The sequence below is a fragment of the Caldimonas sp. genome, assembly GCF_046289365.1.
GTDB lineage: Bacteria > Pseudomonadota > Gammaproteobacteria > Burkholderiales > Burkholderiaceae_C > Caldimonas.
The window spans coordinates 1-14,368 of sequence record NZ_JBKBVU010000023.1 but is presented as its reverse complement, the minus strand read 5'-3'; the positions used below and the strand labels follow the sequence as shown (position 1 = coordinate 14,368).

14 protein-coding genes and 2 pseudogenes are annotated in these 14,368 nt (G+C 70.4%); 3 read left to right on the top strand and 13 right to left on the bottom strand.

Annotation, left to right across the window (positions count from 1 at the left end):
* Positions 1–74: 74 nt before the first annotated feature.
* From gshA to ACK42S_RS04280, 4 genes are all read right to left on the bottom strand, one after another.
* Positions 75–1,370 carry a glutamate--cysteine ligase gene (gene gshA / locus ACK42S_RS04295; RefSeq protein ID WP_409661223.1) on the bottom strand — a complete coding sequence of 432 codons (1,296 nt, stop codon included), beginning with the start codon at positions 1,368–1,370 and terminating at the stop codon, positions 75–77.
* 154 nt (positions 1,371–1,524) lie between these two features.
* Positions 1,525–2,925 carry an ammonium transporter gene (locus tag ACK42S_RS04290; protein WP_409703829.1) on the bottom strand — a complete coding sequence of 467 codons (1,401 nt, stop codon included), beginning with the start codon at positions 2,923–2,925 and terminating at the stop codon, positions 1,525–1,527.
* A 25-nt stretch (positions 2,926–2,950) separates the two neighbouring features.
* Positions 2,951–3,289: a P-II family nitrogen regulator gene (locus ACK42S_RS04285; protein ID WP_104302146.1), complete on the bottom strand. Its 339-nt coding sequence runs from the start codon at positions 3,287–3,289 to the stop codon at positions 2,951–2,953.
* Between the two features lie 59 nt (positions 3,290–3,348).
* On the bottom strand, positions 3,349–4,020 hold the full coding sequence (locus tag ACK42S_RS04280; RefSeq protein WP_409703824.1) for a TorF family putative porin: 672 nt from the start codon (positions 4,018–4,020) through the stop codon (positions 3,349–3,351).
* Between the two features lie 287 nt (positions 4,021–4,307).
* Here ACK42S_RS04280 and ACK42S_RS04275 point away from each other — a divergent pair, with 287 nt between their 5' ends.
* Positions 4,308–5,834, top strand: coding sequence for a YifB family Mg chelatase-like AAA ATPase (locus ACK42S_RS04275; RefSeq protein ID WP_409703821.1), 1,527 nt, complete (start codon positions 4,308–4,310; stop codon positions 5,832–5,834).
* A 19-nt stretch (positions 5,835–5,853) separates the two neighbouring features.
* Here the strand turns inward: ACK42S_RS04275 and ACK42S_RS04270 are convergent, their stop codons facing one another.
* The 5 genes from ACK42S_RS04270 to ACK42S_RS04250 form a co-directional block, all read right to left on the bottom strand.
* Positions 5,854–6,234, bottom strand: coding sequence for an MJ0042-type zinc finger domain-containing protein (locus ACK42S_RS04270; RefSeq protein ID WP_409703818.1), 381 nt, complete (start codon positions 6,232–6,234; stop codon positions 5,854–5,856).
* Positions 6,235–6,356: 122 nt separating this feature from the next.
* Positions 6,357–7,577, bottom strand: coding sequence for a multifunctional CCA addition/repair protein (locus ACK42S_RS04265; RefSeq protein ID WP_409703815.1), 1,221 nt, complete (start codon positions 7,575–7,577; stop codon positions 6,357–6,359).
* A 25-nt stretch (positions 7,578–7,602) separates the two neighbouring features.
* Positions 7,603–8,292: a glutathione S-transferase family protein gene (locus ACK42S_RS04260; RefSeq protein WP_409703812.1), complete on the bottom strand. Its 690-nt coding sequence runs from the start codon at positions 8,290–8,292 to the stop codon at positions 7,603–7,605.
* A 92-nt stretch (positions 8,293–8,384) separates the two neighbouring features.
* Positions 8,385–9,344 carry a complex I NDUFA9 subunit family protein gene (locus tag ACK42S_RS04255; protein ID WP_409703855.1) on the bottom strand — a complete coding sequence of 320 codons (960 nt, stop codon included), beginning with the start codon at positions 9,342–9,344 and terminating at the stop codon, positions 8,385–8,387.
* 23 nt (positions 9,345–9,367) lie between these two features.
* Complete coding sequence (locus ACK42S_RS04250) at positions 9,368–11,392, bottom strand: transglycosylase SLT domain-containing protein (protein WP_409703809.1); 2,025 nt, start codon at positions 11,390–11,392, stop codon at positions 9,368–9,370.
* Positions 11,393–11,399: 7 nt separating this feature from the next.
* Here ACK42S_RS04250 and ACK42S_RS04245 point away from each other — a divergent pair, with 7 nt between their 5' ends.
* Positions 11,400–11,978, top strand: a complete 579-nt coding sequence (locus ACK42S_RS04245) for a 5-formyltetrahydrofolate cyclo-ligase (RefSeq protein ID WP_409703806.1) — start codon at positions 11,400–11,402, stop codon at positions 11,976–11,978.
* A 29-nt stretch (positions 11,979–12,007) separates the two neighbouring features.
* Here the strand turns inward: ACK42S_RS04245 and ACK42S_RS04240 are convergent, their stop codons facing one another.
* Positions 12,008–12,985, bottom strand: a complete 978-nt coding sequence (locus tag ACK42S_RS04240; RefSeq protein ID WP_409703803.1) for a LysR family transcriptional regulator — start codon at positions 12,983–12,985, stop codon at positions 12,008–12,010.
* 97 nt (positions 12,986–13,082) lie between these two features.
* Here ACK42S_RS04240 and ACK42S_RS04235 point away from each other — a divergent pair.
* A pseudogene (locus tag ACK42S_RS04235) lies at positions 13,083–13,283 on the top strand (DUF2917 domain-containing protein); the annotation flags it as partial.
* Positions 13,284–13,336: 53 nt separating this feature from the next.
* On the opposite strand, the gene ACK42S_RS04230 reads toward ACK42S_RS04235, so the two are convergent.
* The 3 genes and pseudogenes from ACK42S_RS04230 to ACK42S_RS04220 form a co-directional block, all read right to left on the bottom strand.
* On the bottom strand, positions 13,337–13,777 hold the full coding sequence (locus ACK42S_RS04230) for a TfoX/Sxy family protein (protein ID WP_409703800.1): 441 nt from the start codon (positions 13,775–13,777) through the stop codon (positions 13,337–13,339).
* 67 nt (positions 13,778–13,844) lie between these two features.
* Complete coding sequence (locus ACK42S_RS04225) at positions 13,845–14,177, bottom strand: hypothetical protein (protein ID WP_409703798.1); 333 nt, start codon at positions 14,175–14,177, stop codon at positions 13,845–13,847.
* Between the two features lie 76 nt (positions 14,178–14,253).
* Positions 14,254–14,368: pseudogene (locus tag ACK42S_RS04220) on the bottom strand (protease HtpX); the annotation flags it as partial.

The window sequence follows — 14,368 nt, the reverse complement described above, 5'->3', positions numbered from 1 at the left end:
ATTGTGCGCCGCCACCCGCGCATCGTCACCGGGGCTTGTTGCGATGCAGCAACGACTCGCCCCGGCAGGCGCGTTCAGTCGTAGGTCTCGGCGTTCGGATCAGTCGCTTCCAGCTCGTAGCTCGCCGCCAGCATCGCCAGCCGTGCGATCACGCCGTACATGTAGAAGCGGTTGGGCGCGCTGGCGCCGGGCTTCTCGCCCGGACGCGGCAGGTGGGACGATTCGGCAAAAGCCAGCGGGACGAAGCTGGCCCCGGGCGAGTTCAGGTTCTCATCGATGCCGCGTTCGGCGTGTACACGGTAGAAGCCGCCCACCACATAGCGGTCGATCATGTAGACCACCGGCTCGGCCACGGCCTCGTTGATGCGCTCGTAGGTGGGCACGCCTTCCTGGATGAGCACTTCGCTGACCGACTGGCCGTCCTTGATGACGCTCATCTTGTTGCGCGTCTTGCGGTTCAGCTCGGTCAAATCCTTGGCGTCGCGCACCGTCATGATACCCATGCCATAGGTGCCGGCATCGGCCTTCACGATCAGGAAAGGCTTTTCCTGGATGCCGTACTCCTTGTACTTGCGACGGATTTTGCCCAGCAGCGCATCGGCGTGGCTTTGCAGGCAGTCCAGGCCATCGCCCTCGTGGAAGTTGACCTTGCCGCACTGGGCGTACATCGGGTTGATCAGCCAGGGATCCATGCCCAGCAGCTTGGCGAACTTCTTGGCCACTTCCTCGTAGGCGTTGAAGTGGTTGGACTTGCGCCGCACCGCCCAGCCCGCGTGCAGCGGCGGCAGCAGGTACTGCTCGTGCAGGCCTTCGAGCACCGGCGGCAGTCCGGCCGAGAGGTCGTTGTTGAGCAGGATGGTGCAGGGGTCGAAGTCCTTCAGGCCCAGGCGACGCTTGGTGCGCAGCAGCGGCTCCAACGTCAGGGTGCTGCCGTCGGGCAGGTTGAGCGTCGTGGGCTCCTTGATCTCCTCGTCCAACGTGCCCAGGCGCACGTTCAAGCCGGCCTGGGTGAAGATCTGCATCAGCCGCTTCACAGCCATCAGGTAAAACGTGTTGCGGGTGTGCTTCTCCGGCAGCAGCAGCAGGTTCTTGGCCTCGGGACAGATCTTCTCGATCGCCGCCATGGCCGCCTGCACGGCCAGCGGCAGCATTTCCTCGGTGAGGTTGTTCCATCCGGCCGGGAAGAGATTGGTGTCCACCGGCGCCAGCTTGAAGCCGGCATTGCGCACGTCCACCGAGGTGTAGAACGGAGGCGTGTGCTCCATCCACTCAAGGCGGAACCATCGCTCGATGGCCGGCATGGACTCCAGGATGCGTTGCTCGAGCTCGTTGATCGGGCCGGTGAGGGCCGTGATGAGATGGGGGACCATGCGCGCGGTGCCTGTGCGTGAAATGCCCGAGGGCCGGACTGGGGATTCTAGGGAATTGGGGACGGACCTGCTGCGCTGCAAGAGGCCGGACGCAAGAAAAAGGGCCTCCCGCAGGAGGCCCTGGATGGCTGGCGCCCTGGGCGCGAGCAGTCGCTTACTTGCTGTAGGCCGTCTCGCCGTGCGAGGCGATGTCCAGGCCCTCGCGCTCCTCCTCTTCGGGCACGCGCAGGCCGATGACGAGATCGACGATCTTGTAGGCAATGATCGCCACCACGCCCGACCAGACGATGGTCAGCAGCACGCCTTTGGCCTGGATCCACACCTGCGAGGCGATCGAGAAGTCCTCGGCGCCGGTGCCGCCCAGGCCGGGGGCGGTAAACACGCCGGTCAGCAAGGCCCCCACGATGCCGCCCACGCCATGCACGCCGAACACGTCCAGCGCGTCGTCGGCGCCCAGCATGCGCTTGAGGCCGTTCACGCCCCACAGGCACACGAAGCCGGCGATCAGGCCCAGGACGATGGCGCCCATCGGGCCCACCAGACCGGCGGCCGGGGTGATGGCCACCAGCCCCGACACCGCGCCCGAGGCGGCGCCCAGCATCGACGCCTTGCCCTTGGCCAAGCCTTCACCGATGCACCAGGCCAGGGTGGCCGCACCGGTGGCCACGATGGTGTTGATGAAGGCCAGCGAGGCGTTGGCATTGGCTTCCAGCGCGGAACCGGCGTTGAAGCCGAACCAGCCCACCCACAGCAGCGAGGCGCCCACCATGGTCAGCGTCAGCGAATGCGGGGGCATGGCCTCCTTGCCAAAGCCGATGCGCTTGCCCACCATGTAAGCGCCCACCAGCGCGGCCACACCGGCGTTGATGTGCACCACGGTGCCGCCGGCGAAGTCCAGCGCGCCGTCCTTGAACAGTAGACCCTCCGAGTACCACACCATGTGGGCGATGGGCAGGTAGCTGAAGGTGAACCACAGCACCGTGAACAGCAGCACCGCCGAGAACTTGATGCGCTCGGCAAAGGCCCCGACGATCAGCGCGCAGGTGATGGCGGCAAACGTGCTCTGGAAGGCAATGAACACGTACTCGGGCAGCTTGGCATCGGGAGAGAAGGTGTCGGCCAAGGACTCCTGCGTCACTCCCATCAGGAAGACCTTGTCCAGCGTGCCGATGAACGCGCCGCCACCGCCGAAGGCCAGGCTGTAGCCGTAGATCACCCACAGCACCGTGACCAGCGAAAAGATCGCGAAGACCTGCATCAGCACCGACAGCATGTTCTTGGCGCGCACCAGGCCGCCGTAGAACAGCGCCAGGCCGGGGATGGTCATCAGGATGACCAGCATGGTCGCCGTCAGCATCCAGGCCACGTCGCCCTTGTTCACGGTGGGCGTCGGGGCGGCTTCGGCGGGGGCCGGCGCCGGTGCGGCGGGGGCGGCGGCCGGCGCGGCCGCTTCGGTGACCGCAGGCGCCGAGGCGGCGGCGTCCTGCGCGAGGGCGACGTCCACGACCCCGAGGGCCGACAGACCGAACGCCAGGATGGCAAGCAGTTTCTTCATGGGTTGTCTCTCTGGGTCGGAAGGGTCACAGGGCGTCCTTGCCCGTCTCGCCGGTGCGGATGCGCACCACCTGCTCGAGGGCGGACACGAAGATCTTCCCGTCACCGATCTTGCCGGTGCGGGCCGCGCCTTCGATGGCCTCGATGACGCGGTCGACGATGGCATCGTCCACCGCCGCCTCGATCTTCACCTTGGGCAGGAAGTCGACGACGTACTCCGCCCCGCGGTACAGCTCGGTGTGACCCTTCTGGCGGCCGAAGCCCTTGACCTCGGTCACCGTGATGCCTTGCACCCCGATGGCGCTGAGGGCTTCACGCACTTCGTCCAGCTTGAAGGGCTTGACGATGGCAGTCACCATCTTCATGGCTTGCTCCTTTTGAAAGTGGAATGGACGGTGCCCGCTCCCGACCGGGCACCCGCGGTTCACATGGCCTTGGTCAACGTGAGGATGAAACGGGCCTTGTTGATGTCGCCGTAGAAGTTCTTCTTGTTGGCGCCCACCACGTGGCCGCCCAGCGAGAAGCCCGAGCCCAGGTCGTAGGTGGCGCCCAGCTTGTAGTCGTAGTAGTCGGGCGGCGCGGCATCGCTGGCCCACAGCGTGTAGCCCAGCGCGGCGTTGAGCGTGAGCTTGTCGATCACCGGCACATTGGCCGACAGCGCGAAGTAGCCGGTGTTGCGGCTGTCGGGCACGGCGAAGTACTCGTCGGAGACGGTGTGCGAGTACTTGAACGCGAACGCGCCGTAGCTCAGGCCACCGTAGATCTCGGTGGTGTTGGCATCGGACAGGCCGGGGTAGACGTACTGCAGCACCCCCACGTCATAGCCCAGGCCGGCCACCTCCCCCTTGTAGCCGCCGTAGACATCCATCTCGATGCCGTTGGCAAAGCTGATGCTCGAGTTCCAGTTGCCGACATAAAAGCCGCCCAGGCTGTAGTCGAAGCCGCCCTGGACGGCCGGCTTGTTGTCGGTCTGGTCCTGGCCGCGGAACTTGTAGTTGGTGGTCAGGCTGAAGTTGGTGGCCACGCCCTCGGCCATCGCCGGAGCGGCGAGCACGGAGGAGGCCAGGGCGAGCGCGAGCAGGGTTTTGCGGGACATGGACGTGACTCCTGGTGGGATGAAGAACGGGTTCCGAGCGCAGGTCAGCAGGAAGCGTGCCACCGCAAGGCCGGGCCGGGCCGCCCCATGACAGCGCATCGCGCTCCCCTATCGCCCGGACGGCGCACGCCTGCGGTGCACCCCAGGTCGATGCACCAGACCTGTGCGCATCCCCATGCCCATGGGGGCCCGGGCCGGGAGCCGTCGCGGGCGCGAACGGCACAATGCGGGCTGGAGCGCCCCGGGCGCGTCCTTCAGAAGAATGATGTTCAGGAGGATCTCCTTCCATGTCACTGGCCGTGATCCACAGCCGGGCGCTGGCTGCCTTGCAGGCGCCGCCCGTCACCGTCGAGGTGCACCTGGCCAACGGCCTGCCCAGCTTCACGCTGGTGGGTCTGGCCGACACCGAAGTCAAGGAAGCCCGTGAGCGCGTACGCGCCGCGCTGCTCAACAGCGGGCTGGATTTCCCCCACAACAAGCGCATCACCGTCAACTTGGCGCCGGCCGACCTGCCCAAGGAATCCGGCCGCTTCGATCTGCCCATTGCGCTGGGCATCCTGGCCGCGCAGGGCCAGATCCCCGCCGCGGCCCTGGACGGCTATGAATTCGCCGGTGAGCTGTCGCTGGCCGGCGATCTGCGGGCCGTGCGCGGCGCCCTGGCGATGAGCCTGGCGCTGCGCCGCCAGGGGAGCGCGCGCGCGATGGTGCTGCCGCTGGACAGCGCCCGCGAGGCCTCGCTGGTCGAAGGCACCACCGTCTACGGTGCACGGCACCTGCTGGACGTGGTGCAGTCGCTGCAGCCGCCCACCGCGGACGGCCCGGCCCCACCCGGCTGGGTGCGGGTGTGCGAACGGCCACAGGCCGAGGCCGCCGCCGGCCCTGACCTGCGCGAGGTCAAGGGTCAGGCCGGTCCGAAACGGGCGCTGGAGATCGCTGCGGCCGGTGGCCACAGCGTGCTGATGGTGGGCCCGCCGGGCACCGGCAAGTCCATGCTCGCCCAGCGCTTGCCCGGCCTGCTGCCGCCGCTGGACACCGAGGCGGCGCTGGAATCGGCCGCGGTGCTCAGCCTGGTGGGCGCCTTCGATCCCTCGCGCTGGCGCCAGCGCGTGCTGCGCACACCTCATCACAGCGCCTCGCCAGTGGCCCTGGCCGGCGGCGGCTCGCCACCGCGGCCGGGGGAGATTTCACTGGCCCATCAGGGCGTGCTCTTCCTCGACGAGTTGCCCGAGTTCCCGCGCGCGGCGCTGGAAGTCCTGCGCGAACCGCTGGAGACCGGCCAGATCACCATCTCGCGCGCAGCCCGGCAGGCCGAGTTCCCGGCACGCTTCCAGCTCGTCGCCGCGATGAACCCCTGCCCCTGCGGCTACCTGGGCTCGCGCGTGCGGCCCTGCCGCTGCAGCCCCGAGGCCGTGGCGCGTTACCAGGGCCGGCTCAGCGGGCCGCTGCTGGATCGCATCGACATCCAGGTGGAAGTGGCCAGCGTGCCGCACGAGGAGCTGCTGCGCCTGCCCGAGGGCGAGCCCAGCGCCGCGGTGGCCGAGCGCGTGGCCCGGGCCCGGCAACGCCAGATGGCCCGCCAGGGCTGCGCGAACGCCCAGCTCCAGGGGGCGCAGATCGATGCGCACTGCCGGCTCGACGACGGCGCCCAGCACTTCCTGCAAGCCGCCGCCGCCCGGCTGGGCTGGTCGGCCCGCAGCCTGCACCGGGTGCTCAAGCTCGCCCGCAGCATCGCCGACCTGGCCGGCGCCGACACCCTCGCTGTGGCCCACCTGGCCGAGGCGATCCAGCTTCGGCGCGTGCTGGCCTCCTCGTGAGCCCGGTCGGGCGGGGCACTCAGCAGTCGATGTGCCAGCGGTGGCTGCACTGGCGGCATTGCACCTGCAGGCGCTGGCGGCCCTCGTCCTCGTCGACCAGGGTCCAGCGGGCATAGGTCTGGCAGGCCGGGCACTGGGCCTGGTGGGCCACCTGCTCGGCATGCATCAGCAAATAGAGGTAACGCCTCAGGGCCCACAGCCCGATCACCGCACTGGCGGCGGCGCACAGCCCGATCCACACCTGCTCCAGCGCAGGCGCGCCGCGCTCGTAGGCCTCGGCGCTGCCCAGCAGGCCCAGCGTGGCCAGCAGCAGCAACACGAGGTGGAGGTGGCTCTGGATGAGTTCGCGCTCATACCACTTGCGAAAGCCGTGCCGCCGGATCACCTGCGCCATCCTCATCGCACACCCCCTGCATCGGGCCCACCGCGCGGCCAAAGCCATCATGATCGTACCGCAGCGCCAGCCCCGGCGGCGACTCGGGTATCGCCCCCCCCCCTGCCGGCGGCACTCACGCCCGGGCCTCAGAGGGCCTGGGCCACCGCACGCACCCGGGAGTCGTGGATGAGCCCGGCGATGCGCGACCCGCTCAGGCCGCGGGCCTGGGCCTGCCGGGCGATCTCGCCGGTGTCCACCCCCTGGGCGGCGCGCAGCGCGTGGCGCAACAGGTCGCCCTGGGGGTAGTCCTGCTCACCCAGGCCCAGCCGGCCGCGGGCATCGCATTCGCAGGCCAGCACGATCCCGTCGAAGCGCTCGGGCTTGCGGAAAGCGTCGCAGCGCTCGAGCAGGCGCACCAGGGCGGCCGCGCCCAGCTCGCCGGCGCGGTGGACGTGCCCGTGTTCGCGTGCCACCACTTCGGCCATCTCCCGGCATTCAGTGGGCACGCGCAAGCGCTGGCAGACCTCACGCAGCAGGCCCACGCTACGCTGCTCGTGCCCGATGTGGCGCGGCAGCAGCTCCGGCGGCGTGGTGCCCTTGCCCAGGTCGTGCATCAGGCAGGCAAAGCGCACCGGCAGCGGGGCCTTCAGCCGTGCGGCCATGTCCAGCACCAGCATCAGGTGCATGCCGGTGTCCACCTCGGGGTGGTATTCGGCGCGCTGGGGCACGCCCCACAGACGGTCCACCTCGGGCAAGATGCGCGCCAGCGCCCCGCACTGGCGCAGCACCTCGAACATACGCGAGGGCTTGTTCTCCATCAGCCCGCGCGAGAGCTCCTGCCACACCCGCTCGGGCACCAGATGGTCGGCCTCGCCGTGCTCGACCATCCGGCGCATCAGCACCAAGGTCTCGGCGGCCACACTGAACCCGGTGAAGCGGGCCGCAAAGCGCGCCACGCGCAGGATGCGCACCGGGTCCTCGGCGAAAGCGGGCGAGACATGGCGCAGCACCTGGTCTTGCAGATCGCGCACGCCGCCGAAGGGGTCGATCAGGCGGCCGTCCTCGTCCTCGGCGATGGCATTGATCGTCAGGTCGCGGCGCTGGAGATCCTGCTCCAGCGTCACATCCGGGGCGGTGTGGAACGAAAAGCCGTGGTAGCCGCGGCCGGTCTTGCGCTCGGTGCGCGCCAGCGCGTATTCCTCGTGCGTCTGGGGATGCAGGAAGACCGGGAAATCGCGCCCCACGGGCGTGAAGCCCGCGGCGATCATGGCCTCGGGGGTGGCGCCCACCACCACCCAGTCGCGGTCGCTGACCGGCAGGCCGAGCAGCCGGTCCCGCACGGCGCCTCCGACCATGTAGACCTTCATGGCCGGCAAGTGTAGCGGGCCGGGTTCAGCCGGCGCGGCTCTTGCGGTACGGCTCGTCGAAGTCGAGGAAATCCTGCTCGGCCAAGGCCTCGGCCACCCAGGCCTGCATGGCCGGCAGGGCATCGATGCGTTCGATGTAGGCCGACACCGCCGGCGGCACGGGCAGGCCGTAGGTGCGGATGCGGGTGCACACCGGGGCGAAGTAGAGATCGGGGATCGTCACCTCGTCCCCGAAGAGGTACGGGCCGCCATGGGCCTGGAACTGGCCGGTCCACATCTGCACGATGCGCTGCAGGTCGCGCACGACCTCGGCTCGGGTGCGCATCAGCTCGGCGCCCACGGCCGACAGCTCGGCCTCGAGGTTCATCGGGCAGTGGCTGCGCAGGGCCGAAAAGCCCGCATGCATCTCGGCGCACAGGCTGCGGGCCCGGGCCCGCTGACGGCGCTCGGCAGGCCACATGCGCCGCTCGGGATGGGTCTCGGCCAGATACTCGGCAATGGCCAGGGTGTCCCAGACCGCCAGATCGCCATCGACCAGCACCGGCACCTGCCCGGTGGGGGTGAGCGCGGCCAGGCGCTGCTTGAACTCGGAACCCTCGGCCAAGCTCAGCCGCAGCTTGACTTCCTCGAAAGGAATGCCGAAGTGCGCAAGCATCAGCCAGCCGCGCAGAGACCAGGACGAGTAGTTCTTGTTGCCGATGACGAGTTGCAGCATGAGGGCCTCCACGGTCCGCCCTGCATGCTAGGGCCGCCTGGCCCGCGGCGCCAATGCAATCCTTGCATCGGATGGATGCCGCACGCCGAGGGTCAGCCGCGGCGCGCGAAGGCGCGGAACTGCTGGTAGCGGCTGCGCGGCTCACGTCCGCCCAGATAGCCGGCCGCCACCGAAGGCAGGTCCACCGGGGTGATGCCCAGGGCCTGCAGGCCCGGCAGGCGGCCGCTGGCCACGTTGGGCACGCGCATCGACGCGATGTTGTCGCGGCTCATCAGGGGTTCGCCCGGCAGGCACTCCAGCGCCAGGGCCTGCAGCCGGCCCAGCACCTCGGGCAGCGGCACGATGGGCCGGGGGTGGCCCGACAGCTCGCCGGCCAGGCGCACCAGCTCGGCCAGGGTGTAGACCTGAGGCCCGGCGCATTCGTAGGTCTGACCGATCGTGTCGGGGCGGTCCAGCGCGTTGACCAAGGCCTGGGCCACATCGCCCACCCACACCGGCTGGAACCGGGCCTGAGCCCCCGCCAGCGGCAGCACGGGGAAGCAGCGCTGCAGCGCGGCAAAAAGGTTGAGGAAACGGTCCTCGGCCCCGAAGATCACCGAAGGCCGCAGCACCGTGAGCTCCAGCCCGGGCTGCGCACGCAGCACCGCCTCGCCCTCGGTCTTGCTGCGCAGGTAGTGCGAGGACGAACCCTCGCCCACCCCCAGGGCGCTGACATGCAGCAGCCGGCGCACACCCTGCTCGGCGCACACCTGGGCCAACTGGCGCGGCAGTGCCACATGCACCTGGTCGAACTCGGCCGCCCGGCCATGCAGGATGGCCACGAGGTTGATGACCGCATCACAACCGGCCACCAGACGGCGCAATTGGACCGGGTCGTGCACATTGGCCTGGACCAGCTCCACGGTGGGCAGCATCTGGATGTGCTTGGCACGTGCCGGCCGGCGGCTGGGCACACGCAGGAGCCCGCCGCCACCGCCGTTGCGGTCGACCAGGCGTTCGCACAGGTGGCGGCCGACGAAGCCGGTGCCGCCGAGGATGAGGATCTTGTTCATGGTGCGTCGAACCCACATGGCAGTCAGGGCAGATCGGCCCGGGCGGCCGGCGCATCGGGGGCCCGAGGCCCGATGCTGCGCTCCAGGCGGTCGCGCAGCCGGGGTGCTCGCCCGTGCAGCAGCGCGTCATAGTAGGTGGCATTGGCCAAGACCTTCTTGACGTAGTCCCGGGTTTCGTTGAAGGGGATGTTCTCGATCCAGATGGCGGCCTCGAGCACCGGCCCCTCGCGCCAGCGTCGCGGGCGGCCCGGTCCGGCGTTGTAGGCCGCCGCCCCCAGCGCCAGCGAGCCCTGGTCCTCGATCACGAGCTTGAGGTAGCTCATCCCGAGCAGGAGGTTGATCTCGCGGTCGTTGATCATCGAGGGCTGGTAGTTCAGGCCGATCTGGCGGGCCGTCCAGCGCGCGGTGGCCGGCATGAGCTGCATCAGCCCCGAGGCGCCGACGTGCGAGCGCGCATCCAGGATAAAGCGAGACTCCTGGCGGATCAGCCCATAGACCACGGCCGGATCCACGCCCACCTCGCGCGCCTTGAGCACCACCTCGCGGCGAAAGGGCATCGGGAAACGCTGCTCGAAGCTGACCTCGGCCTGGGTGCGCTCGCTGGTGTTGATGCAGCGGTCCCAGACCTCGCGGTCGCAGGCCAGTTGGGCGGCTGCCAGCAGGTCGCGGTCGCCCATGCGCCCTGGGCCGCCGAAGCTCAAGGTCCAGTTCCACTCGCGCACGCCCTCGCTGCGCAAGCCCAGCTCGATGAGCCGCAGCGCCCGCTGCAACCCGGGGTGGGCCTGCGCCCGTGCACGTTCCTCGGCCGTCAACGGGGCCGGCGGGGACGGCAGCGGATGCGGCCGGTCCAGCGCCTCGGCCGCCAGTTGGCCGTAGAAGTGATACTGGCCGGCCAGCGTCTCCAGCAGCGCGTGGGCCTGGGCGCGCAAGGTCTCGGCCTGGGCCGATTCGCGGGCCAGCTCGCGCAGGGCACGGGCCTTCCAGTACATCCAGGCCGGATCGCGCTGCTCAGACGCCGACAGGGCCTCGATGGCCTGCAGCACCTGCGGCCAGCGGCCGGCGCGCAGCGCGGCGCGGGCCTTCCATACCAGCATCTCGTCCGACCAGGAGCGCTCGTCGGCCTTGCGCGCCGCGCGCTGGTAGTGATCGGCCGCCTCGGGCTGCAGGCGGATGGCGGCCTGGCGGCCGATGCTGGCCCACACCCAGGACGCCAGGTCGTCGGGCAGCCAGGCCGCCCAGCGGTCGCGCATCTGGGTGACGGCCAGGTCCGGGTCGTTGGCCCCCAGGCGGATCAGCGCCAGCGCGGTCAGCTCGGCCGCCTCGCGCCGGTCGGTGCGGCCGGCGCGCACCACGTAGCGGGCCGGGTTCTCGAGGAGCTCGTTGAAGTTGATGACGGCCGAGGCGCCGATCAGCTCCAGCGCCTGGCGCGCGGCCCGCGGGCGGTTCTGGTCGGTGGCCAGACGGGCCTTGCGCCAGACATCGTCGGCCGTGAGCACTCCGGCCGCATGGAGTTGCGAAGCCATCGTGGCGCAGCCCACGTCGGCCTCGCGCTGGGCATACCAGGCCGCGCGGGCCGCTTCGCGCAGCGCTTCGCGCGGATGGCCCTCGCGGTGGCGCAGGATCTGTTCGTAGCAGTGGAGCTCGCGGTCGTCGCGCATGCGCAAATGCGGCAGCTCGGCGGCCATCTGCGCCCAGTCGCCGCGGCGGCCCAGCTCGAGCAGCCAGTCGTTGCGCAGCCGGTCCTCGACGTAGGTGCCGCTCCAGCGGGCATAGAACTCGGCCAGCTCGCCGGCGCTGGCCTCGCCCAGACGCAGGTTGAGCGCCCAGTAGTCGATCCAGGGGGTCAGGGGGTGGTCCTGGGCACGGGCCGAACGCAGCAGGCCCTGCAGGCGGGCGGAGTCCTTGCGCGCATGGGCCTCACGCGCCTGCACCGCCAGGTCGGCCGCCCCCTGTGCGTTCGAGGGCGTCCAGGCGCAGCCCGTGAGCACGGCGGCGGCCAGCACGCACAGGGCGCGCCGATAATCGAAGTCCTTTGGAAGAAATCTCATCAAGCAGATGCCTTGGATCACGGAGTCGGGGTCCCTCGACCGGGCCACGTTGCGCCAGCAACTGCTCGAAGCGCGCGAGCGCTTCGTGGCCTCCCCTGCAGGTCCGGCGGCCCATCAGGCCCTGGGACGGCGCCTGCGAGAAGTGCTCGCCGTGCTGGAGCCGCAGGTGCTGGGGCTGTATTGGCCGGTCCGGTCCGAATTTAACGCACCGGCCGCATGGGGAGACGACATGCCCGCGCTCGCCCCGGGGCTGGCCTTGCCTTTTGCGCGCCGCAGCCCCCCCGCGATGGTCTACCACCGCTGGGACGGACGCAGCCCCCCGGCCCTCGCCGACGAATGCGGCATTCCCAGCACCGCCGGCGCCGAGGTCGTGCCCGACGTGGTGCTGGTGCCCTGCGTGGGCTACAGTCGCGAGGGCTACCGGCTGGGCTATGGCGGCGGCTACTTCGACCGCTGGCTGGCCGCCCACCCGGGCGTGACCGCCGTGGGCGTGGCCTTTGCCGGCAGCGAGGTCGCCCTCGAGCCTCGGGCCCATGACCACCCGCTGACGATCGTGGTCACCGAGAACGAGGTGCTCGCCCCCTGACAGGAACGGGGGGGCGGCGGCCGGGTGGTTCAGTCGGCCTCGCCGGCGCTCGCCTCGCCGACCGCCTGACGAGTGCGTGCGGCCTCCGCCTCGATCCAGCGGCAGAACTGCGCCACCTCGGGACGCTGCCGGGCGGCAGCCGGCGCGATGAGCCAATAGGCATGGGCACTGTCGAGCCGTTCGGCGCAGTCGGCAAAGGGCTCGACCAGTTCGCCCGTGCGCAGCGCCTCGGCCACCAGCGGCAACCGCGCCAGCGCCACCCCCTGGCCGGTGAGCGCCGCCTGCACCTGCTGGAAGGTGTAGTTGAAATAGAGCCAGCGCTTAGGCTCCAGTTCGCCCAGGCCATGGCGGGCGAGCCAATGCCGCCAGCTCATGTGCTCGACATCGAGGCGGTTGTCGAATTCCTCCAGCAGTGTGTGCCGGGCCAGGTCGGCCGGCCGCTGCAGGCCGGGCCCCTGACCGCTGCGGGCCCGCTCGAGCAGCCAAGGGCTGACCACCGGGGTCATCACCTCGCCGAACAGCCGCACCCAGCCCTCGGTGCCGCGCTGCGGCGGGCAGTAGCGCAGCGCCACGTCGATCTCGTCGCCGTCGGGCTCGACCATGCTGTCGCTGGCGCTGACCCGGATGTCGATGTCCGGGTGCTCGCGCTGGAAGGCCTCCAGCCGCGGGATGAGCCACAGCGAGGCAAAGGAGGCGAAGGTGGTCACGCCCACGACCCGCCGACCCCGCGACTGGCGGATCTGGCGCACCGTCGCATCCAGGCGGTCCAGCAGCGGCACGACCGAGCGCAGCAAGGCCGTGCCCGCGCTGGTCAGCTCGACATGGCGGGTGCCGCGCACGAACAGCGCCGCCCCGAGCTCGTCCTCCAGCCCCCGGATCTGCCGGCTGATGGCCGGCTGGGTGAGGAACAGCTCTTCGGCCGCGGCGCGGAAGTTGAGATGGCGGGCGACCGCCTCGAAGGCCCGCAAGGCCCCCACGGCGAGCGGCCGGTGGCGCAGCTTATTCATGATGATCCTGCATCAATCCGAGACGGGCTTCTCATTGGACCGGCTGCACCGATCCACCTAATCTTGCAGCACAGACACGCCACAGCCGGAGTTCATCATGGTTCACGCACTCATGCAAGCCACGCACCAATCCACGGCCCTGGGCCCCGCCGCGCGGGCGGCGCGCTGGCGTGCACCGGCCGCCGGGCACCTGCAGGTGCGCGGCGCCACGGTGTGGATCACCCACACCGGAGGCGGGCCCGACTGGGTGCTCTCGCCGGGCGAGCGCTTGTGGCTGGAGGCCGGGCAGGAGGTCGTCGTCGAGACCTGGCACCCGCAGGGATGTGCCCAGCTGCACTGGCAGCCGCTGGCTCAGCCGCGGCGGGGGCGCGACGTCTGGGCCGCCTTGGCCTTCGGCGCCGACGCGGCGGCCCGCGTCCTGGGGCGGCTGGCCGCCTGGGCCCGCGAGCGCAGCGCCGCCTCCAGCGCCAGCCGCGCCCAGGGCGCCATCTGCGCCGGGCCGTCCATGGCCTCGGGCGGGGCACTCCAGTAACTCATCTCGACCCGCCGGCCGCCCCCTTCGTAGACGAAAGGTTCGCTGCCGGCGGCCTGCCAGGCGGCACGGGCTTGGGCATCGGCCTTGAGGTACAGGCGCTCGTCGGCGATCAGACCCACCATCAGGCCGTCCAGGAACAGACCGTGGCCGCCGAACATGCGGCGCGCCGTGCACGGGCCCAGCGTCTGCAGCAGTTCCACGCACCATTGCGCGAACTCGTCCTGTGGGCGGGTGGGATGGGCATGAGGGCGGGCCATGGACACTCCGGAACGTGCCCCAGCATGCCGCAAAGCGCCGCTGACATTCAAGCGACAGGTGCGCCGATCAGCGCTCGGCCGCCTCGCCGTCGGCCGGGTTCAGCAGCCGGGCGTGACGCGGGTTGAGCACCTGAGGCGGCACTTCGGTGAGCTTGTTCTCGGCCATGTAGTCGTTCATCTCGCGCCAGCCGGCGAAGATGGCCGCCTTGTCGGCCTTGGGGTTCAGGGTGTAGCAGTCCTCGATGGCCCGCCCGGCATGGCGGCAGGCCCCGCCCAGGGCGCGTCCCTCGGCTTCGCGGCGCTCGGCCACGGCCTGCGCCGACTCGATGCCGAGCTGGTCGCAGCCCGCCAGCATGAGCAGGCCGGGCATCCACAGCATCAGGGCAATCAGGGTACGCATGGCAGGGGAACGCAGGGACCGTTCCCGACGGTATCGGCCGCCTGCGCCCGGACTTGAGCCCCCCCCCGCCCCCGCCTCAGCGGTACACGCCGCCGCGGCGGGCCATCTCGAGCAGACGGGCCACCCGCTCCTCGGTGGCCGGGTGGGTGGAGAACAGACCGCGCAGGCCGCCGCCCGACAGCGGGTTCAGG

Coding starts and splice junctions, on each gene's coding strand:
- gshA (WP_409661223.1), bottom strand. CDS start 1,370: ATGGTCCCCCATCTCATCACGGCCCTCACCGGCCCGATCAACGAGCTC.
- ACK42S_RS04290 (WP_409703829.1), bottom strand. CDS start 2,925: ATGAAGAAACTGCTTGCCATCCTGGCGTTCGGTCTGTCGGCCCTCGGG.
- ACK42S_RS04285 (WP_104302146.1), bottom strand. CDS start 3,289: ATGAAGATGGTGACTGCCATCGTCAAGCCCTTCAAGCTGGACGAAGTG.
- ACK42S_RS04280 (WP_409703824.1), bottom strand. CDS start 4,020: ATGTCCCGCAAAACCCTGCTCGCGCTCGCCCTGGCCTCCTCCGTGCTC.
- ACK42S_RS04275 (WP_409703821.1), top strand. CDS start 4,308: ATGTCACTGGCCGTGATCCACAGCCGGGCGCTGGCTGCCTTGCAGGCG.
- ACK42S_RS04270 (WP_409703818.1), bottom strand. CDS start 6,234: ATGAGGATGGCGCAGGTGATCCGGCGGCACGGCTTTCGCAAGTGGTAT.
- ACK42S_RS04265 (WP_409703815.1), bottom strand. CDS start 7,577: ATGAAGGTCTACATGGTCGGAGGCGCCGTGCGGGACCGGCTGCTCGGC.
- ACK42S_RS04260 (WP_409703812.1), bottom strand. CDS start 8,292: ATGCTGCAACTCGTCATCGGCAACAAGAACTACTCGTCCTGGTCTCTG.
- ACK42S_RS04255 (WP_409703855.1), bottom strand. CDS start 9,344: ATGAACAAGATCCTCATCCTCGGCGGCACCGGCTTCGTCGGCCGCCAC.
- ACK42S_RS04250 (WP_409703809.1), bottom strand. CDS start 11,392: ATGAGATTTCTTCCAAAGGACTTCGATTATCGGCGCGCCCTGTGCGTG.
- ACK42S_RS04245 (WP_409703806.1), top strand. CDS start 11,400: ATGCCTTGGATCACGGAGTCGGGGTCCCTCGACCGGGCCACGTTGCGC.
- ACK42S_RS04240 (WP_409703803.1), bottom strand. CDS start 12,985: ATGAATAAGCTGCGCCACCGGCCGCTCGCCGTGGGGGCCTTGCGGGCC.
- ACK42S_RS04230 (WP_409703800.1), bottom strand. CDS start 13,777: ATGGCCCGCCCTCATGCCCATCCCACCCGCCCACAGGACGAGTTCGCG.
- ACK42S_RS04225 (WP_409703798.1), bottom strand. CDS start 14,177: ATGCGTACCCTGATTGCCCTGATGCTGTGGATGCCCGGCCTGCTCATG.